General features: G+C 57.1%; 18 protein-coding genes and 1 tRNA gene. 7 read left to right on the forward strand and 12 right to left on the reverse strand.

The window, feature by feature from the left end; genetic code table 11:
• Positions 1-16: 16 nt before the first annotated feature.
• Genes hypE through R0135_RS15405 form a run of 11 tightly spaced genes read right to left on the reverse strand, consistent with a single transcriptional unit; the run spans position 17 to position 9,708 of the window.
• The gene (hypE, locus tag R0135_RS15355; RefSeq protein WP_407347792.1) at positions 17-1,027 is read right to left on the reverse strand and encodes a hydrogenase expression/formation protein HypE; all 1,011 of its coding nucleotides are present in this window, start codon (positions 1,025-1,027) and stop codon (positions 17-19) included.
• Positions 1,020-2,123 carry a hydrogenase formation protein HypD gene (gene hypD / locus R0135_RS15360; RefSeq protein ID WP_407347793.1) on the reverse strand — a complete coding sequence of 368 codons (1,104 nt, stop codon included), beginning with the start codon at positions 2,121-2,123 and terminating at the stop codon, positions 1,020-1,022. The genes hypE and hypD overlap by 8 nt, the downstream gene beginning before the upstream one ends.
• Positions 2,110-2,358: a HypC/HybG/HupF family hydrogenase formation chaperone gene (locus tag R0135_RS15365; RefSeq protein ID WP_407347794.1), complete on the reverse strand. Its 249-nt coding sequence runs from the start codon at positions 2,356-2,358 to the stop codon at positions 2,110-2,112. The genes hypD and R0135_RS15365 overlap by 14 nt, the downstream gene beginning before the upstream one ends.
• Positions 2,358-4,496 carry a carbamoyltransferase HypF gene (gene hypF, locus R0135_RS15370; protein WP_407347795.1) on the reverse strand — a complete coding sequence of 713 codons (2,139 nt, stop codon included), beginning with the start codon at positions 4,494-4,496 and terminating at the stop codon, positions 2,358-2,360. The genes R0135_RS15365 and hypF overlap by 1 nt, the downstream gene beginning before the upstream one ends.
• On the reverse strand, positions 4,483-4,749 hold the full coding sequence (locus tag R0135_RS15375) for a hydrogenase/urease maturation nickel metallochaperone HypA (RefSeq protein WP_407347796.1): 267 nt from the start codon (positions 4,747-4,749) through the stop codon (positions 4,483-4,485). The genes hypF and R0135_RS15375 overlap by 14 nt, the downstream gene beginning before the upstream one ends.
• Positions 4,742-5,209 carry a hydrogenase maturation protease gene (locus tag R0135_RS15380; RefSeq protein ID WP_407347797.1) on the reverse strand — a complete coding sequence of 156 codons (468 nt, stop codon included), beginning with the start codon at positions 5,207-5,209 and terminating at the stop codon, positions 4,742-4,744. Before R0135_RS15380 ends, R0135_RS15375 begins: the two co-directional genes overlap by 8 nt.
• Entirely contained in the window at positions 5,202-6,536 is a 1,335-nt protein-coding gene (locus tag R0135_RS15385; protein WP_407347798.1) for a Ni/Fe hydrogenase subunit alpha, read from the reverse strand. The genes R0135_RS15380 and R0135_RS15385 overlap by 8 nt, the downstream gene beginning before the upstream one ends.
• On the reverse strand, positions 6,526-7,353 hold the full coding sequence (locus R0135_RS15390; RefSeq protein WP_407347799.1) for an oxidoreductase: 828 nt from the start codon (positions 7,351-7,353) through the stop codon (positions 6,526-6,528). Before R0135_RS15390 ends, R0135_RS15385 begins: the two co-directional genes overlap by 11 nt.
• Positions 7,353-8,174 (reverse strand): FAD/NAD(P)-binding protein, encoded by an 822-nt coding sequence (locus tag R0135_RS15395; protein ID WP_407347800.1) that lies wholly within the window; start codon positions 8,172-8,174, stop codon positions 7,353-7,355. Before R0135_RS15395 ends, R0135_RS15390 begins: the two co-directional genes overlap by 1 nt.
• A complete protein-coding gene (locus tag R0135_RS15400) occupies positions 8,171-8,638 on the reverse strand; it encodes a Crp/Fnr family transcriptional regulator (RefSeq protein WP_407347801.1) in 468 nt (155 codons plus the stop codon). Before R0135_RS15400 ends, R0135_RS15395 begins: the two co-directional genes overlap by 4 nt.
• A complete protein-coding gene (locus R0135_RS15405) occupies positions 8,635-9,708 on the reverse strand; it encodes a 4Fe-4S dicluster domain-containing protein (protein ID WP_407347802.1) in 1,074 nt (357 codons plus the stop codon). Before R0135_RS15405 ends, R0135_RS15400 begins: the two co-directional genes overlap by 4 nt.
• Before the next feature lie 241 nt (positions 9,709-9,949).
• On the opposite strand from R0135_RS15405, the gene ppsA reads away from it, so the two are divergent.
• Positions 9,950-12,364 (forward strand): phosphoenolpyruvate synthase, encoded by a 2,415-nt coding sequence (gene ppsA / locus R0135_RS15410; RefSeq protein WP_407347803.1) that lies wholly within the window; start codon positions 9,950-9,952, stop codon positions 12,362-12,364.
• A 146-nt stretch (positions 12,365-12,510) separates the two neighbouring features.
• Here ppsA and R0135_RS15415 read toward each other — a convergent pair.
• Positions 12,511-12,597 (reverse strand) — tRNA-Leu (locus tag R0135_RS15415).
• 119 nt (positions 12,598-12,716) lie between these two features.
• Between R0135_RS15415 and rnr the strand changes: the two genes are divergently transcribed.
• The 6 genes from rnr (at position 12,717) to rplI (ending at position 18,279) form a co-directional block, all read left to right on the forward strand.
• Positions 12,717-15,200, forward strand: a complete 2,484-nt coding sequence (gene rnr / locus R0135_RS15420) for a ribonuclease R (protein WP_407347804.1) — start codon at positions 12,717-12,719, stop codon at positions 15,198-15,200.
• Between the two features lie 2 nt (positions 15,201-15,202).
• Entirely contained in the window at positions 15,203-15,976 is a 774-nt protein-coding gene (gene rlmB / locus R0135_RS15425; RefSeq protein WP_407347805.1) for a 23S rRNA (guanosine(2251)-2'-O)-methyltransferase RlmB, read from the forward strand.
• 105 nt (positions 15,977-16,081) lie between these two features.
• Entirely contained in the window at positions 16,082-16,528 is a 447-nt protein-coding gene (rpsF, locus tag R0135_RS15430; RefSeq protein ID WP_407347806.1) for a 30S ribosomal protein S6, read from the forward strand.
• Between the two features lie 28 nt (positions 16,529-16,556).
• Positions 16,557-16,784: a 30S ribosomal protein S18 gene (rpsR, locus tag R0135_RS15435; RefSeq protein ID WP_008292688.1), complete on the forward strand. Its 228-nt coding sequence runs from the start codon at positions 16,557-16,559 to the stop codon at positions 16,782-16,784.
• 74 nt (positions 16,785-16,858) lie between these two features.
• Entirely contained in the window at positions 16,859-17,776 is a 918-nt protein-coding gene (locus tag R0135_RS15440) for a hypothetical protein (RefSeq protein ID WP_407347807.1), read from the forward strand.
• A 53-nt stretch (positions 17,777-17,829) separates the two neighbouring features.
• Complete coding sequence (rplI, locus tag R0135_RS15445; protein WP_407347808.1) at positions 17,830-18,279, forward strand: 50S ribosomal protein L9; 450 nt, start codon at positions 17,830-17,832, stop codon at positions 18,277-18,279.
• The last annotated feature ends 101 nt before the right edge of the window (positions 18,280-18,380 follow it).

Genomic DNA, 18,380 nt, shown 5'->3' on the forward strand with positions numbered 1-18,380 from the left:
GGCACTTAGGCCTCGACTAACATATGCGTGGGAGTTGCTCACCACTGAGCAGATCGAGAATCTGGCTGCCGCCCAAGTCACTGTGTGCGATCACGCCCTCTCCAGGACCGACACTGCCGATGGTCTTCGCCTCAGGTCCCAGCGCCTCGAGCAGCTGATTCTCGCTCGCCGGATCCACAAAAATTACCATTCGTCCCTCGTTCGCAACATACAGCGCATCGAGCCCAAATAGCTCGCATACCGATGCGACGGGACTGCTCACGGGCACCCGATCTCGAAACACATCGATCTGCAGCGCAGCGGTCTCGCTCAGCTCCGCCAGCGCCGTGGCGAGGCCACCCCGTGTGAGGTCACGCATGCAATGCAGTGCGTCCCCCAGGGGTAGTAATCGCTCTATCTGGGGCCAGAGCTGCATGCAGTCACTCTCGATAGGCGCCTGCAGACGAAGGTCCTCGCGTTGCGTGAGGATGCAGGTGCCGTGTCGTCCAAGGTCTCCGGAGACAACGACTAAATCTCCGGGTTGGATTAGCTCGGGATGGCTGGCAGTGCGTCGAATACCGATTCCCGATACGTTCAGATACACACCGTCGCCATGACCACGCTCCACTACCTTGGTGTCACCGGTAACAATCTGCACGCCTAATTCCTGTGCAGCATTGCCCATGGATTGGGCAATGCTATAAAGCGATTCAGTAGAAAACCCCTCTTCGATAATCCATCCACAGCTTAAATAGGCGGGTTGTGCGCCACACACCGCGAGATCATTGCAGGTGCCGGTCACGGCGAGTTGACCGATGTCGCCGCCGGGAAACCGCAACGGACTGACGACGTAGGAATCCGTGGTAAACACGAGTTCCGGCGCGCTTTCCTGGGGAAACAACAAATCTGCACCATCGTGTTCGGCACGGATGTCAGGCATGGCCGCGCTGAAAACATCGCGAATCAGCTGTTGGGTAAATCTGCCGCCAGCACCATGAGCAAGGGTCACCAATGGATACTTGGCAAAGGGGAAGGCGCACTCAGACATTGTGTACGGCCGCTGCACGACGGTAGCGATAGTAGGCTGCACAGGCCCCCTCGCCAGAGACCATGGTTGCGCCGAGGGGCGAGTCCGGTGTGCACTCGCTTCCAAAGTGTGGGCACTGTTGCGGGCGAATCCTTCCGGTAAGCACCTCTCCCGCGTGACATCGCGTCCCCCGGGCCGCAGGCGCAACATCAAGAGCAAAACGTTTTCGCGCATCGTAGGCCTGATAACGCTCGTTTAGTGTCAGGCCGGACTGTAGGAGGATCCCCAGACCTCGCCAGTCCTGATCTGATGTAGTAAAGACCTTCTGTATAAGCTCCTGCGCCTGCAAGTTGCCACCTCGATCGACATAGCGAGCGTATTGATTCTCGACCCGTGCCGCGTTCTGCTCGAGCTGCTGAAGCGCAGCTTCGATGCCCAGTAGAATATCCAGCGGTTCAAACCCCGTGATGACTATTGGTTTGGCGAGGCGCCGGGCGAGTGACTCGTACTGCCAGCTGCCCATCACTGTGCACACATGCCCTGCAGCAAGAAACGCCTGTATGCGATTATCGGGAGCCCGGGCAATGGCTTCAATGGCCGGCGGAACCGTTACCTGACTCACCAGCAAGGAAAAGTTTGTAAGGCCCAATGCCTGTGCTTGCAGTACGCTAAGTGCGTTAACAGGTGCCGTCGTCTCAAAGCCCACTGCGAAAAACACTACTTCGCGCTCGGGGTTTTCAGCGGCAATCTTTACGGCATCAAGTGGCGAATACAGGCTGCGAACGTCAGCGCCCCGGGCCTTGCAGGCAAGCATGTCATCATGACTGCCGGGGACGCGCAGCATGTCGGCAAAGGTTGTAAGAATGATTGACTCCTGCGTTGCCAGCGCAAGCGCCTCGTCAATACAGTGAGTCGGAGTTACGCAGACAGGGCAGCCCGGGCCGTGGATCAACTCCACAGAATCTGGTAACAACTGGTCTATGCCGTGGCGGATGATGGAATGGGTTTGACCGCCGCACACCTCCATAAGTACCCAGTTACCCGTGACAAGTTGGTGGATTCTGTGGACGATCAAGCTAGCCATAGCGGGATCACGAAACTCCTCAAGAAAGCGCATGGTCTTCCCCCAGCTCTGTGATTTCAGATAGGAGTGACAACACGCGTTGAGCTTCATACTGATCAAGAGTGCGGATCGCGCACCCCACATGCACGATTACGTAGTCATCGATCTGCGCATCCGTACAAAAGCTCAAATTTACCGGGCGTTCGATATCTCCAAAGCGCACGAGACCCTGGCGCTCCAGACCAGTACCGAAGATGCTCACCACGCGCCCGGGAATTGCCAGGCACATTATGCTACGCGCTCCGCCGGTTGCACTCGCATAGCACGGGCGGTGCATTGCCCCAGAGCCACTCCCCCATCATTCGGCGGAACCTTGTGCGGCAAATACAGGGTCATACCCTTACTCCGCGCCTCCAGGGCCAGCAGCTCCACCAAAAGACGATTCTGAAAAACGCCACCGCTAAGCAGCACACGTTTGTCTGGGCCGAGGGCGCACTGGCGTATCGCGGCGCGTGCCAGGGCCATGTGAAAGCCCCGGGCCCGTGCGCCTAAGTCAAGGCTCTTATCGCTGATAAGCTCAAGTAAGGGTCGCCAGTCGAGATCACCGTCAGTCAGGCTTAAGTCCATGGGTGTGGCGGCACAGGCTCGCGCTGCGAGGGCTTCCCACTCCATGGCTGCCTGCGCTTCAAAACGGTTAATGTCACGCAGACCAGCCAGCGCTGCCATTCCCTCGATGAGTCGCCCCATGCTGGAGCAATCCATTGTCGCGCCTATGTTCTGCTCACCGATAAGGGCTCGGGCAATTTTGCCAGGATAGCGGGAAATCGCTTCTCCCGGCGGCAGTCTGAAGCGTCGAATACTCCCAAGACGATGCCAGTGCAGCTCTGCATCGAAGACCAAACATTCGCCACCCCAGATACTGCCATCCGGACCCAGGCCGATGCCGTCCCACGCCAGCACCGTAAATGGGGGAGCGGGCCGGTGCTCAAGCCACGCCGCCATTGCATGGGCTACGTGATGCGGCACAGCGTGCGAGCGGTAATCTGCATCTATGGTTGAAGCATAATCCGGATGCAGGTCCGTAATCTCTTCGTCGATCGGCATCCGAAAGAACTCTGGAAGCTCGCGTTTCGCCGCGCGATAGCGCTGGCGCGTGGGGGCTCCGTCCAGATCCCCAATATAAGGTCCAGCGACCAGCGTGTGCCCATCATGCAGGGCAAGGCTGTTCTTGAGGTGAGCGCCACAGCCGAGGGAGGAGCCCGGAGCGTCCAAGGTGTGGATCTGTGGAGCCAGACCGCGCCCCAGGCGGAGGGTGACGGCCCTGTCAGCCATACAGCGCTGTACAGGATCATCAAGGCCCCGAACCAGACTGAGATCATGTAGCAAGAAGGTGTCCGCAATCTCATTCAGCCTGCTCAGCGCCTGCTGGTTCTCAAAGATTAGAGGTGCACCGGACTCGTTTGCACTTGTGACGACCAACGGTCGTTTCAGGCGTTCCTGCAATGCTAGTTGAATGCCGTTGTAAGGGAGCATAACGCCGAGCAGACCCAGTTTTGGGGCGAGTAGCTCGGCCTCGAGGCTGTCCGACTCCAGTAGCACAATGGGTGCCGCGCAACTTCGCAAGGCGGCTTCTTCGATCGCATTCACGCTGGCGTGAGTCTTGATCCAGGCCATTGAGGGAGCCAGCAGCGCCAGAGGTTTGCGACGGCGCTTCCGTTGGCGCAGGCGCTGTACTGCAGCCGCATTGCCCGCATCAACCATTAAATGAAAACCAGAGCTTCCCTTGATAGCCACAATGCCACCCTCGACGAGAGTGTGGCAGGCCTGGGCCAGCGCCCCTTCTGCGGAGGCTCCCTGTGGGTTGAACAATCGTGGACCGCATTGGGGGCAGCACAGGCCTACGGCGTGAAAGCGTCGATCCGCAGGGTCCCCGTGTTCTTTGATGCATTGTTCGCATAGCGGGAATGCTTTCCAGCTGGTGTTGGCCCGGTCATAGGGCAGGCGCTCACAGATGGAAAAACGCGGACCGCAGCGGGTACAGCCGATAAAGGCATAACGGTACCGTCGGTCCTTGGGGTCGTGAAACTCCCGCCAGCAATCCGCGCAAATGCCCTGATCTGCCAGCAGTGCGCTGGCCACCCCGGGATTGCTCCGACTGGGGGCGATTTGGAAGCCATGGCGCTGCATCACACTGCCGATCTGCACCGATATCTCTTGAGTCACTCCCGGCGCCTCCTGGCGCAGTTCTTTGACAAACTGGTCGAGACTCAGGGTTGATCCCTGCACGGTAATCGCGACGCCGCTGGACTGGTTGTATACCTCGCCCTTCAGGTCAAGGCGCTGCGCGAGTCTGAACACAAAGGGTCGAAAGCCAACTCCTTGCACCTGACCACGAACCTCCAGCTGACGACATTCAGGGTTCGGCAACGTCAATACTCCTGAGCAGAATCGACTGGGCCTGCGGATGATCGATGTCCTGTGAGCTCTCGATCTCCAACAGCGCCCCTTCTGCAATGCTGCCCACAGTCTCGTTGCGAAAGTGCTCGCGAAAGTGTTCTGGTGAGATGTGACTCAGTGCGCCTAGCCACACGCGCACCCCGGTGACTGAGGTCACTGACTCCTCACTGGCCAGCGCGGTGATTCTGGTGAGTAGATCGCGAATCATTCCCGCCTCATGCATGAACGGCATCCTCAATAAACGCGGCAGCAAGCTCTTCTATGAGCGCGTCGGCGGCGCAGGCTACTGCTTCAGACAGGCCCTCACCGAGAACAAAGGATTCGCCGGCAATCGCGATAACGGTGAGTTTTTTGGGCAGTACTTCCAGGGAGCGAGCCAGAGAAATAGCTTCGACTACGCCTAAAGCATGCGTGCTGGCGTGCAGCGGTGCCTGTGCAAGCGCCGGATCGTTGGCATCCAGACACAATTTCTGTCCCGGCGCCATGCCAGCGGCCGGACCATCCAGTGCATCGATGAGCACCAGTTGCGAGCAGCGTGCGAAGATTGCGATCAGATCGCTGACTTCGCCGTCCGAGTAGAGCAGCTTGCTCTTTGGCAACCTGCCGGCGAGACCTGCCACTACGTAGGGCCCAACGCCGTCATCGCCGCGATCGGGATTGCCGACTGCGAGAAGCTCAGACACCTGTCCCATCCCGCCGTTGGAGCTTCAGGAAATGTGTCGCACAAGAGATACAGGGATCGTAATTGCGGATCGCCTGCTCACAGCGCCAGGTCAATTCAGCGTCGGGCAGCTGTAAATTGTCCCGGACCAAGTCGCGAAGATCATCCTCGATAGTGAGCTGGTTCTGTGAGGTTGGGGGAACAATTGTGGCACGTTGGATCATACCCTCGGCATCCACCTCATAGCGGTGAAAAAGCAGGCCCCTGGGCGCTTCTGTTGCTGCCATGCCGACCCCGCCACCGGCGGGGAGCGGCTGTGCGGCTGCAGTGGGTTCCACGAATTCTTCGATCAAGGCGATGGCTTCATCAAAGGCCTGAAAAACCTCCAGGGCGCGCACCACAATGCTCTCAAAGGCGTTATGCACCTGACGGTCAAAGCCATGTGCCACTGCCAGTTCCCGTGTGTGCGAAGAGAGTCGGTCACGATTGAGATTAAAGCGCGCCATGGGCCCCACAAAGTACGGGGTATTGCCAGGTATGCGCCGCGAATGCAGAGCTGTGCTATGCGCCACCTGTTCTTCAGCAAAATGTTCGGGATACTGATCCATAGGGATATCCAGTCCGGCACTGGAAACGATACGTCCCTCGTTGAAGGGATATTCACTGCCATGGCGCAGCGCGACAAACTCGTATTCCCGATGTAGATCGGGGAACTCGAATCCCGCTGTCCAGCGCACGGTTTGGGCTGCCGCGTCGCGACTCCACTTGAGTTCATCAAGCAGAGCATGCAGCTGTGCTTGATCAGGGGCCTTGTAGAAGCCCCCGATCTTCACGTTGATAGGATGGATCTCTCGTCCACCAAGGAGCTTGACGATAGTGTTTCCGGCCTTTTTCATACGCAGGCCGCGCAGCACCGCGTCTTTGTGTTCAGCGGCCATGGCCATGGCGTCGTCAAAGCCGAAGAAGTCCGGTGCGTGCAACAGATAGATGTGCAGTACGTGGCTCTCAATCCACTCGCCACAGTAGAGTAGACGGCGCAGACGCCGAGTTCCCTCGTCAATCTCCATGCCCAGCATATTTTCCATCGCGTGCACTGAGCTCATCATGTAGGCAACGGGACAGATTCCGCAGATCCGCGCGGTGATATCCGGTGCTTCGCTTAGCGCGCGTCCCTGGAGGAACGCTTCGAAAAATCGCGGCGGCTCAAAAATCTTGAGTTGCACCTCACGTAATTCTCCCTCAACCACATCCACCAAAAGGGCTCCTTCACCCTCGACCCGGGCAAGATAATCCACCTCAATGCGCCGACTGCGAAGCCCCGCTTTTATGGGCATGGATTTACGCGTCATTGCCACCGCCCCCGTGTTTAGTATTAAGTTCGATGCTGGCGCCGTATTCCTGCGCTGCGATGCGCAGGGGTTCTGCCATGGGGTTATAGCTTTGCAGGCTCCGCAGTAGCTGGTCACGGGACATGCCGTGATCATCCTTTAGATGCTTTGTTAATGTCGCTACCTGAGCCTGCTCCCGAACACCAAAACAGCCATAGCAGCCTCGGTTATAGGCCGGGCAGATCGCTCCGCAGCCGGCCTGCGTTATGGGTCCCAGACAATGTTGTCCCGCAGTGACCATAATGCAGAGATTGCCCCGAGCCTTGCATTCCATGCACACACTTTCCTCGGCTATTTCCGGATTCCGGCCCGCGGCGAAGGCGAGCACAACTTCGAGCAACTGATATTTGTTGATGGGACAACCGTGCAGCTCGTAGTCAACCGTAACGGCATCAGCTATAGGCATCGAGTTTGCAAGGGACGACAGGTACTCGGGGTGCGGGTACACGGTGCTGGCGAAAGCCTCTACATCGGCGGAGTTGCGCAGGGCTTGCAGTCCTCCAGCTGTCGCACAAGCACCAATGCATATGAGATAGCGGCTCTGCTCACGAACGGTCCGAATCCGGTCAAGATCCGATTCGGTGGTGATGGAGCCCTCCACCAGGGCGATGTCGTAGGGACCTGGCAGCATGCGCCGGGAGGCCTCGGGGAAGTTCACAATATCGACATGTTCCACGACTGCCAGGAGCTCGTCCTCGCAATCGAGTAGGCTTAACTGGCAGCCGTCGCAGGATGCGAACTTGAAGACAGCAAGAGTGGGTCGAGTTGGCGTCGTCATCAGAACTCCCGGGTCATCAAGAAGCGTTCCACTTCGGCGTAACCAAAAACCGGCCCGTTGCGACACAGAAAGTGCGGACCCAGCTGACAATGTCCGCAAATACCCAGCGCGCACTTCATGTTGCGCTCCAGAGATACGTAAATAGCGTCCGCCGGCACGCCTCGATCGCGGAGGCTTTTTGCACAGAAACGTATCATCACTTCCGGTCCGCAAATCATGGCCAGTACGTTTTTCGGGTTCATTTCTATGCGGGGAATCAGTTGGGTGATAACCCCGACGTCCCCCTGCCAATTTGCATCTGCGTTATCTACGCTGGCCAGGAACTGCAGGTCCGTGTGGCTTTTCCAGCGCTGCAGTTCCTCAGTAAAAAGCAGATCCTGTGGAGACCGAGCTCCCAGTAGCACTGTGATTCGCGCATAGCGCTTTGGCGCCTCAAGCGCTGCATAGAGCACAGGTCGCAGTGGAGCCAGACCAATGCCGCCGGCAATCAATAGCAGCTCCCGGCCATTCGCCTGTTCCAGGGGCCAGCCACGGCCAAAGGGCCCGCGCAGCCCAATGCGTTGGGATGGACGCAGGTCGCACAGCGCTCTGGTCACGTTGCCGACGGCTTTCACGGTATGTGTGATTGTTGAGTTGTTCCCGGGATCACCGCTTATGGAAATGGCCGATTCTCCGCGTCCCGGCAGATACAGCATGTTGAACTGACCCGGGGTAAAGCCGGCATAGTTCGAAGGCGCACAGACGGATAGAGTAAATACATCGTGGCTCTCCTGCTGCAAGGCTTCTACGGTCACCGAAGCGGGAATGAAGGGGTCGCTCACGGATTCCTCCCCTGTCCGTACAGATCAAGAAGCTGTAAACGCGTCGCCTCTATGCGTTGGGACATCAGTCGCGAGAATCGCTGCATCAGCTGGTAACCCATCACTGGGTCTGCATCGCACTTGTCGCGCAGACAACTGCCGTCTACCGCAATTACCTGTACATCCTGAACGGCCATGGCTTCTACGGACCAGCGATAAGGAGGAAACAGCCATGACCAGCCCAGAATGTCGCCAGCATCCAGAGTCTGGATAAGAAGTGTCGCTGCTGGCGACGAGTGAAGTTGTAGCGCTACTCGGCCTTTGGTGATGACGAAAAACTCATTGGCCGCGCTCCCTTCGGTGGCTATGACACGCCCGGAAGGAAACCTGGTGTTCTTCGAGCAGCTCAGCATGCATTGCAGGTAATCGTCGCAAAGGCCATCAAAGAACGGGTGTTGGGAAAGCTCCTGGGCAATGCTCTTCATGGAACTTCTCTGACTTTGGCGGTCTCCCGCGTGATGTCGATCCCCACGGGGCACCACGTGATACAGCGGCCGCAGCCGGTGCACCCACTGGTGCCGAACTGTGCCTCCCAGCTGGCCAGCTTATGCGTCAGCCACTGACGATAACGTGACTTCACGCTCTGGTGTGTCACACCGCCGCTGAGATAGGAATGGCCTTTGGTAAAACAGGAATCCCAGCGGCGCACATGAGTCACATCGAGACTTACAGGATCGACGTCTTCTCGAGTGGTGCTGCAGAAGCAGGTTGGGCAGACCTGAGTGCAGTTCCCGCAGGCTAGGCAACGTGCGGCCACATCCTCCCAATGGGGATGCTCAAGAGTCTCTAAAAGGTCCTTGGCAAGTCCGGTCATCTGGATGCTGCGCGACATTTGCTCCCGCGTTACAGCGAGAGCCGTATCGATCATGGCAAGCTCTTGGTCAGTGACCTTGGTGCCGCCGATGGCAGCAAGGAGAGCCTCGCCAGAATGACTTCGAGCCTCGACCAGATAAAACGGATCCTGTGGATCGAACTCGGTGAGTACGAGGTCGGCACCCGCGCCGACCGCAGGACCGTCACCGGTGCTACTGCAAAAACAGCTGGCGCTGGCCTGGGAGCAGTTGACCGCTACTATCAGTAACTCTTTGCGACGAGCGGCATAGCCAGGATCAACGATGTCACCTGTAAATACCCGGTCCTGTATGCCTATGGCGGATAGCTCACAGGCTCGCACGCCGATAAACGCCATTTTTCCGGGAGTCTCCCGGGCACTGACAAATTCACCATCTACTACGCGAAAGATAGCTTCCTCGGGGGGGTAGAGAAACTGTTTCCAGGTACAGGGCCCGACGTTAAAGGCGAAACGGCTCTGATCATCGTTGTGGCTGAGTCGGTAGTGCCCCGCATCCTGACTGTCTGCCCAGCCTGTGGGCAGGCTGCGGATATCGTCATACACGAGGGCCTCGTCGCGCACAGTGGGACCAATGACACGATAGTCATCATGAAGCAGACGCTCTATGAGCGACTGAAGCTGATCCGCATTCCAGCGCTGCATGACTCGTTACCCGTTGGCCCAAAACTGCCCGTGATCAAAACCGTGCCGCCGTAGAAAAATACGCGACATTCACCCGTCCGATGTACTCACTAAAAGAATAGACCACATTTGCGATTCGGATTAAGTCGACGGTGATTTACTCAAGCAACCTTGATGCATATCAATAATTTGCGTCTGCGCGGACGGGGGACTGTGACTAGACTTTGTAGAACAAGCACGCGCCGGATGGAGTGCCCAGAGCATGACTGAATTTCATTACGTAAGGCTGTTGTCGGAACTCGGTCGTCAGGATGTGCCGCTAGTCGGCGGGAAGAATGCATCTCTGGGGGAAATGCTTAGGGAGCTTGCGGGTGAGGAGATCCGGGTGCCCGATGGTTTTGCCACTGTTTCCAGTGCCTATTTTGCCTATCTTGACCACAACAACTTGCGCCAGAAGATCACCGACGCTTTGGCGGCACTCGACATCACAGACGTGGAGCAACTTGCGAAAACGGGGGCCAGCATTCGCAGCTGGATTATAGATGGCGAAATGCCACCTGCAATCGCAGAGGAAATCAGCACAGCCTATGATTGGATGCGACAGCAAAACCAGGGGCGGGACCCGGCGGTGGCCGTGCGTTCATCGGCGACTGCAGAGGATCTTCCTGACGCATCCTTTGCGGGGCAGCAGGAAACGTATCTGAACATCAGTGGTGAAGAGAATTTGTTGTCTACCTGCAAGCGGGTGCTCGCTTCACTGTTTACTGATCGCGCCATCGCCTACCGAGTGCATAAAGGTTTTGAGCATATGGCTGTGGCGCTCTCCATTGGCGTCCAGAAAATGGTGCGCTCGGACCTGGCCTGCTCGGGCGTCATGTTTAGCATCGATACGGAAAGCGGCTTTCCTGACGTAGTGATGATTACTGCCGCTTATGGTCTAGGCGAAAATGTGGTGCAAGGCGCAGTGAATCCCGATGAATTTCTGGTTTATAAAAATACACTGCACGGCGATTTTCGGCCCATCATCCGCAGGCAACTCGGTTCCAAGGCTTTAAAAATGGTTTACGGCGACGACCCTGCCTCCGCAGAGCCTGTTCACAATCAAGAGGTCTGTTTACGGGACCGCCAGCGCTTTTCGATCACGGATGACGAAGTTCTGGAGCTGGCTCGCCTGGCGATCAAGATTGAGCGTCACTTCGCTTGTCCCATGGATATCGAATGGGCCAAGGATGGTGAGAACGGTGATCTATATATCGTTCAGGCTCGCCCGGAAACCGTCCACTCGATCCTCACTGGTGGTAAGCAGTTCAGCTACCGGTTAAGTGAGCGCTCAGAGGTGCTGGTGACGGGGAAGAGCGTGGGCACCAAAATCGGCGCTGGTACAGTCCGTACGGTGCTTGACGCCTCGCATATGAGTGAACTTAAGGACGGGGATGTATTGGTTACGGATATGACTGATCCGGACTGGGAGCCGATCATGAAGCGTGCCAGCGCCATCGTCACTAACCGCGGTGGGCGCGTATGCCACGCGGCGATCATCGCGCGGGAATTGGGCATTCCCGCCATTGTGGGTACGGGTAATGCGACCTCTGTGCTGCATCAGGGCGACGAGGTTACTGTGTCCTGTGCCGAGGGCGAGATCGGTAAGGTGTACGGTGGAATTTTGGCTTTCGAGGCCGAAGAGCACAGCGTGACCTCCCTGCAGCGCCCACGCACGAAGATTATGATGATCGTAGGTAATCCGGGTCGCGCGCTGGAACTGTCTAGCCTTCCCAACGATGGGGTGGGTCTGGTGCGCATCGAGTTCATCATCAATGATCACATCGGTGTGCATCCGCATGCGCTGCTGGATTTTGAGAAGCTCGAGGTGGAGCTTCAAACGCAAATTGCAGACCGTATGGCGGGTTATGACAGTGCCCGGGAGTTTTACGTTTCGCGCCTTGCACAAGGCATCGGCACCATTGCTGCAGCCTTTTATCCTCGCCCGGTGATCGTGCGGATGAGCGACTTCAAGTCCAACGAATATGCCCAGCTTTTGGGCGGCGAGGCCTACGAGCCGACAGAGAGCAATCCTATGCTTGGCTTTCGTGGAGCCTCGCGTTATCACTCTGAGCAGTTTTCTCATTGCTTTGCGATGGAGTGTGCAGCGGTGCTTCGGGTCCGGGAGGTCATGGGCCTTACGAACCTCGAATTGATGATCCCGTTTGTGCGTAGCGTTCACGAGGAAGTGCAGGTTCTTGATCTTATGGCCAGGGAGGGCCTGCGGCGGGGCGAAAATGGGCTGCGCATCAACCTGATGTGCGAAATCCCCGCCAACGCGTTGCTGGCTAAAGAGTTTCTGGCACATTGCGATGGGTTTTCTATTGGTTCCAATGACCTGACGCAGCTGACTCTGGGCGTTGATCGGGACTCAGAGTTCCTTTCGGAGTTTGACGAGCGAGATGATGCGGTAGCTGCGCTGATGGAGATGGCCATAAGGGCCTGTCGAGAAGAGGGTAAATACGTTGGAATTTGTGGTCAGGCGCCCTCGGACTTTCCTGAAATCACCCGCTGGCTTGTAGAGCAGGGGATTGAGTCCATAGCACTCAATCCCGACAGTGTCCTGAAGATGACTGAGCTGGTGCTTGAGGTGGAGGCTGAGCAGGATGCGGGTCAGCAATCACGTATCGAGTCATAACTTTGGGGCGGCGGTTTGAAGGCCACTTCACTTTCTCGCATGCGCATGAAGCAGGTTTTGCGTGCACATCACGCATATGGTGGCGCATCGATCCTGCGGAAATATTCGGCAGTCAGAATAAAATATTCGGCTATCGGAATAAAAAGTGGTGCCCAGAAGAGGACTTGAACCTCCACGCCCTTGCGAGCACTAGCACCTGAAGCTAGCGTGTCTACCAATTTCACCACCTGGGCATCAATGAGACGGCGCACATTGAGGGCGCGAAGATTACGTATCGACCCCGGTTTTGTCAATGATCCCGTATACTAGGCTCTCCTGCGACCTTTCTAATTCGCACTAAACCGGAATACCTATGTCAAAGCAGCGCAAGCCGCGGAAAACCCCCACCGATCCCCACGCCAGCCGAGAGGCTGAACGGTATGACCACCCCATAGCCTCCCGCGAGGCCATAATGGATCTGCTGCGTGAGGCTGACGGCCCTTTGAATCAGGATCGAATCGCGAAATCTCTAAAGTTGGTGGAGGATCGCGATCTTGAGGCTCTGCGCCGGCGTCTGCGTGCCATGCAGCGTGACGGGCAGTTGCATGTGGATCGCAAGGGCGCCTATGGATTGGTCGAGGCACTGAATCTATTGCGTTGCCGCGTGCAGGGGCACCGCGACGGCTACGGCTTTGCACAGCCCGAGACAGGCGAAGACGACCTGTATCTGAGCGCGCGGGAAATGCGTCGCCTGTTTGACGGCGATACAGTGCTTGTCGCTGTCACCGGTACAGATAGCCGTGGACGTTCAGAGGGCAAGGTCGTCGAGGTTCTGGAGCGCGGCGTCACAATGGTCGTTGGGCGCTATCAGGAGGAGAGTGGCATTGGCGTCGTGCTCCCCGATAACGCGCGGATCAATCAAGAGGTGTTGATTCCGCCCAAGTTTAAGGGCGAGGCTAAACACGGCCAGATTGTTACCGCCGAGATTACCCACTATCCGGAGAATCGCCTGGGTGCAAAGGGGCGCATCACAGAGGTTCTGGGTGAACATCTGGACCCGGGATTGGAAATAGACATATCTATCCGCTCCCATGGCATCCCATTTGAGTGGCCCGACGCCGTGCTGGATGAAGCAGGTGCGCTGAGTGAGGAGCCGGAAGAAGACGATAAAAAGTACCGGATAGACCTGCGCAAAAAGCCCTTCGTGACCATTGACGGAGAGGACGCTCGGGACTTTGATGATGCGGTTTACTGTGAGAAGCGCCGTTTGGGCGGCTGGCGTTTGTGGGTTGCCATCGCTGATGTTTCTCATTACGTGGCTGTGGGTAGCGCACTGGATAAGGAGGCCATTGAGCGTGGCAACTCCGTGTATTTTCCAGAAAGAGTTGTCCCCATGCTGCCGGAAGTGCTGTCGAATGGTCTGTGCTCCTTAAAACCAGAAGTCGATCGCTTGGCTCTGGCTGTGGAGATGGAGATTAGCGGCGCGGGTGAGCTTAAGCAGTTTCGTTTCTGCGAAGCAGTCATTCACTCCCATGCCCGCCTGACTTATACCCAAGTGGCGGAGGTTCTAGAAACAGGGGCCAGTGATGCTATATCACGCAAACTGGTTCCGCATCTCGAGCAATTGCATGCACTTTACAAGGTGCTCAGACAGGCGCGGGAAGAACGTGGCGCCATTGATTTTGAGACCGTTGAAACGCGCATCATTTTTAACGCTGAGCGTAAAATCGATGCGATTGTGCCCGTGCAGCGTAACGATGCACATAAACTTATCGAAGAGTGCATGCTCTGCGCTAACGTCGCTGCGGCGAAATTTTTTGAGCGCCATGAATTGCCGGTGCTCTATCGCGTGCACGAGGGCCCGGGGGAGCAAAAGCTCGAGAATCTGCGGGCGTTTCTGGGTGAGCTGGGACTGGGTTTACGAGGTGGTCTCAAACCTACGCCCGAGGACTACCAGCTACTGATAGAACAGATCAGCACCCGAGATGATGCGCATATCGTTCAGATGATGCTGCTGAGATCCTTGAGCCAGGCGGTGTACCAAGCCGAAAATCTGGGCCACTTTGGACTCAATTATCCTGGCTATGCGCACTTTACGTCACCGATTCGGCGATATCCGGATCTGTTAATTCACCGCGCGATTCGCAGTGTCATTCGATCCCGGGAGCGCAGCAAGCTGGTTCAGCGTGTACGCGGTGCTTCCGATCTTACCAAGGCGCAAATTTATCCCTATGACGATGCGGCCATGGCGGCATTTGGGGCCCGTTGTTCTCTTACCGAGCGCCGGGCAGATGAGGCCACAAGAGAGGTCAACTCCTGGCTCAAATGCGAATACCTGCGTGAGCACGTCGGTACTGAATTTGAGGGCGTAGTTAGTGCAGTGACCAGTTTTGGTCTGTTTGTTGAGCTAAACGATCTTTATATCGAGGGGCTGGTACATGTGACCTCGCTGCCAGGGGACTACTACCGCTTCGATCCCGCGCAGCAGCGTTTGGTCGGTGAGCGAACGGGACGCAGCTTTCAGCTTGGAGCTGCGATCAAGGTGCTCGTCGCCTCGGTTAATCTGGATGAACGAAAAATCGACCTTGAACCGGTTACTCTGCCGGAGCACCGCAAACGCAAAGGTTCTGGTGGTGGCTCGGGGAAGCAGCCGGCGAAGAGCGCAGGAAAAGCTCCCCACGGTGGTGACTCAAAAGAGAAAGGCAGATCCGGACCCAAGGCAAAATCCAAGGCGAAATCTGGCGGTCGCAATCGCAGTGCCACCGGCGCTCGCAAGCGTCCCGCAAATGCGAAAGCGGCAAAGACCGGACAGGGTGGGCCCAAAGGTGGCGCAAAACGGTCTCCTAAGGGTTCCTGATAATGGCTTTGAACTATGCCTTTGGACTCCACGCCGTGGAGGAGTTGCTGCGCAGGCAGCCCAAGTCGGTCAGTCGTCTTTGGGTACAAAAGGGGCGGGATGACGGTCGTATGCAGGCCCTTCTTGCTTTGGCCGCGACCGCAGATACACCGATAAGCCGCTTACCACGCGTCAAACTCGATGAGCTGGTGTCCGGTCGACACCAGGGTGTCGTCGCTGAGCTTGGTGAGAATACCGCGGGGCAGTCTGATTTGCGCTGGAGTGAAGAGCAACTTGTTCTGGCGGTGACGGATAACCCCCGGGCGCTGATTCTGGTGCTTGATGGTGTGACTGATCCCCATAATCTCGGGGCCTGTTTGCGTAGTGCCGATGCCGCGGGGGTGACAGCCGTTGTTGTGCCCAAAGACAACGCGGCAGATATCACCGCAGTGGTGCGTAAGGTTGCTTGTGGCGCAACAGAGACCATGCCGCTGGTGCGTGTTACCAATCTTGCGCGCAGCCTTGACGCTCTAAAGGCCGCCGGAGTCTGGATCTACGGCACGGCCGGGGAAGCCGGCCAGAGCATATATTCTACCGAGCTAAAAGGTGCCGTGGCGCTGGTAATGGGCGCCGAGGGCGCGGGTATGCGGCGTCTTACCCGGGAGCGCTGTGACTTTCTGCTCAGCCTGCCCATGGCAGGCAGTGTGAGCAGTCTGAATGTGTCCGTAGCGACGGGCGTTTGTCTGTTTGAAATACGCCGTCAAAGACTGCTTGCAGAGGGCGCTGGGGGCCTGTAGACTCCGCGCCTCAAAATTTGGACGGTCAAACTTGGCCGTTTCTCCTTGTCATACGGCCTGATAACAACGTTAAGCCGGTGGCTAAAACCCGTAAGGAGCTCGTTGATGCGACACTACGAAATCGTGTTCTTGGTGCATCCGGACCAGTCTGAGCAGGTCCCTGGCATGATTGAACGCTACAGCAATATCATTACCAAAGACGGTGGTTCTGTTCACCGTATGGAAGACTGGGGCCGCCGTCAGCTGGCATTCCCTATTTCCAAGGTTCACAAGGCTCACTACATTCTCTTGAATGTCGAGGCTTCTAACGAAGCGATGGACGAGCTGACTACAACTTTCCGTTACAACGATGCGGTTATCCGCAACCTCGTAATTCGTCGCGATGCGCCAGATCTCGAAGAGTCGCCCATCATGAAGGCGGAGAAAGAGAGCCGTGAGCGCAAGTCCCGCTATGAGGACCGTCAGGGTAGCGAGAAGCCACGTCGCGATAGCGACGATGCATCCGATACCACCGAAGAGGCACCGGCTGCAGAAGCCGAAGCCGAAGCCTAAGGCGCGGACACACAAGGAGTAATATCAGATGGCACGTTTTTTTCGTCGTCGTAAGTTTTGTCGTTTCACCGCCGAGGGCGTTAAAGAGATCGATTACAAAGATCTCGATACGCTGAAGGCTTACATCTCCGAGACCGGCAAGATTGTTCCAAGCCGTATTACGGGCACCAAAGCGAAGTACCAGCGCCAGCTTTCTACTGCTGTAAAGCGCGCACGTTTCCTCGCTCTGCTGCCTTACACCGACGGCCACCGTTAATTGTTGGGGACGTCGAGGATGAACTTCTCGATGTCCCATAACTAAACGGCATGCTGGGACTTGCCAAATTTGCAATGAGTGGGCGCTATCGCGCGCTCTTGCTTGCGGTCGCAAGTTCCGGAAGTTTGTTATTTGCGTGGATAGGCGCCTCGGTAGTGGCGTTGGTGGTTCTGCGCAAGGGAAGCCGAGAAGGCTTGTGGTTAGTACTTTGGGCGTCGCTTCCAGCGCTTTTAGTAACGAAGGTGTCAGGCGACAGCAGTGCTCTGGCGATGTTGCTGGGTACTGCGGTACTTGCGCTGGTGCTCCGCGCGTCGGTCAGTCTTGCGTTGACTGCCGTTGCCAGTACTGGCGTTGCAGTCGTTACCGGCTTGGGGCTGTTGGTGTTTGGCCAGCCTTTGCTTGTGGAGCTTGCGGGTTTGTTTGCGCAGTTTTTTGCGGCTTTAGAGACGCAAACTCTGGAAGCAGGAGGGCAGCCTTTAGGGCTTGCTCCTCCAACGACGGCGCAGTTGGCGGGCATGATGGGAACAGCAAACGGCGCCCTGAGCTTTTTGTGTTTGGCGCTCGCTCGCTACTGGCAGGCGGCCCTGTACAACCCGGGCGGCTTTGGCAGTGAATTTAGAGCACTGCAGTTACCGAAAACGCTGGTTTGGGCCTTGGTCATGGCAGCGGTCGCGTTTGCTGCGGCGGGTTTGGCTTTTCGTAGCTGGGGCGCGGCGATGCTCTTGCCGCTGACCATCGCAGGCTTTGCGTTGCTGCACGCACGGGCGCGGCATCGACGTCAGGGCAGCTTTTGGATGAGCGGCATTTATGTCGCATGGCTGGTGTTTGATGCAGCCAAACTGGGTCTGGTGGGGCTTGTGCTGGCAGATACGGTGATGAATTTTCGTGATCGCTGGCAAGACGCGGAGTCTTCCACTTTGGGTGAGGGCAGCGACACAAAGGAAGAACAGGACGTTTCTGATGACGATCATCAGGACGATACAAAAGACTAATTCGTACTAGTGAGATAGCAGCGCCCCAGGGCACTGACATAGAGGACCAAACCATGGACATTATTCTGCTGGAAAACATCGGCAATCTCGGCGGCCTGGGTGACAAAGTCACTGTTAAGGCGGGTTACGGCCGGAACTACCTGATCCCTCAGGGGAAGGCCGTGCCTGCTACCGAGGCGAACGTAGCCGAGTTTGAAGCACGTCGTGCAGAGCTCGAGCGTGCCGCTGCTGAGGCGCTTACAGCGGCACAGGGCCGTGCAGAGGCTCTGGCAGCGCTGGACGTGATTACTATCGAAGCCAACGCTGGTGAAGAAGGGAAACTCTTCGGATCTATCGGTACTCGCGATATTGCTGAAGTTGTGACTGCGGCTGGTTGTGAAGTCGACAAGTCTGAGGTTCGACTTCCTGAGGGCGCCCTGCGTGAAGTGGGCGAGTACAGCGTTGCAATTCAGGTGCACCCGGACGTAATGACAGACGTTACCATCGCTGTTGTTCCCGAGTAGCACGCGAGTGTGACGTAAAGACGCGGCTTTTCGGCCGCGTTTGCTTTTTCCTCTTAGTAATTTGGGCTACTCTGGACAGCCCCGCGCCCGCAAGGTCCGCT

Source organism: Congregibacter variabilis, from assembly GCF_045689235.1.
Taxonomy (GTDB): Bacteria; Pseudomonadota; Gammaproteobacteria; order Pseudomonadales; family Halieaceae; genus Congregibacter; species Congregibacter variabilis.

Excerpts from the sequence above, each read along its gene's own strand:
- hypE (WP_407347792.1), bottom strand. The coding sequence starts at position 1,027 with ATGTCTGAGTGCGCCTTCCCCTTTGCCAAGTATCCATTGGTGACCCTT.
- hypD (WP_407347793.1), bottom strand. The coding sequence starts at position 2,123 with ATGCGCTTTCTTGAGGAGTTTCGTGATCCCGCTATGGCTAGCTTGATC.
- R0135_RS15365 (WP_407347794.1), bottom strand. The coding sequence starts at position 2,358 with ATGTGCCTGGCAATTCCCGGGCGCGTGGTGAGCATCTTCGGTACTGGT.
- R0135_RS15375 (WP_407347796.1), bottom strand. The coding sequence starts at position 4,749 with ATGCATGAGGCGGGAATGATTCGCGATCTACTCACCAGAATCACCGCG.
- R0135_RS15385 (WP_407347798.1), bottom strand. The coding sequence starts at position 6,536 with ATGACGCGTAAATCCATGCCCATAAAAGCGGGGCTTCGCAGTCGGCGC.
- R0135_RS15390 (WP_407347799.1), bottom strand. The coding sequence starts at position 7,353 with ATGACGACGCCAACTCGACCCACTCTTGCTGTCTTCAAGTTCGCATCC.
- R0135_RS15400 (WP_407347801.1), bottom strand. The coding sequence starts at position 8,638 with ATGAAGAGCATTGCCCAGGAGCTTTCCCAACACCCGTTCTTTGATGGC.
- R0135_RS15405 (WP_407347802.1), bottom strand. The coding sequence starts at position 9,708 with ATGCAGCGCTGGAATGCGGATCAGCTTCAGTCGCTCATAGAGCGTCTG.
- ppsA (WP_407347803.1), top strand. The coding sequence starts at position 9,950 with ATGACTGAATTTCATTACGTAAGGCTGTTGTCGGAACTCGGTCGTCAG.
- rnr (WP_407347804.1), top strand. The coding sequence starts at position 12,717 with ATGTCAAAGCAGCGCAAGCCGCGGAAAACCCCCACCGATCCCCACGCC.
- rlmB (WP_407347805.1), top strand. The coding sequence starts at position 15,203 with ATGGCTTTGAACTATGCCTTTGGACTCCACGCCGTGGAGGAGTTGCTG.
- rpsF (WP_407347806.1), top strand. The coding sequence starts at position 16,082 with ATGCGACACTACGAAATCGTGTTCTTGGTGCATCCGGACCAGTCTGAG.
- rpsR (WP_008292688.1), top strand. The coding sequence starts at position 16,557 with ATGGCACGTTTTTTTCGTCGTCGTAAGTTTTGTCGTTTCACCGCCGAG.
- R0135_RS15440 (WP_407347807.1), top strand. The coding sequence starts at position 16,859 with ATGAGTGGGCGCTATCGCGCGCTCTTGCTTGCGGTCGCAAGTTCCGGA.
- rplI (WP_407347808.1), top strand. The coding sequence starts at position 17,830 with ATGGACATTATTCTGCTGGAAAACATCGGCAATCTCGGCGGCCTGGGT.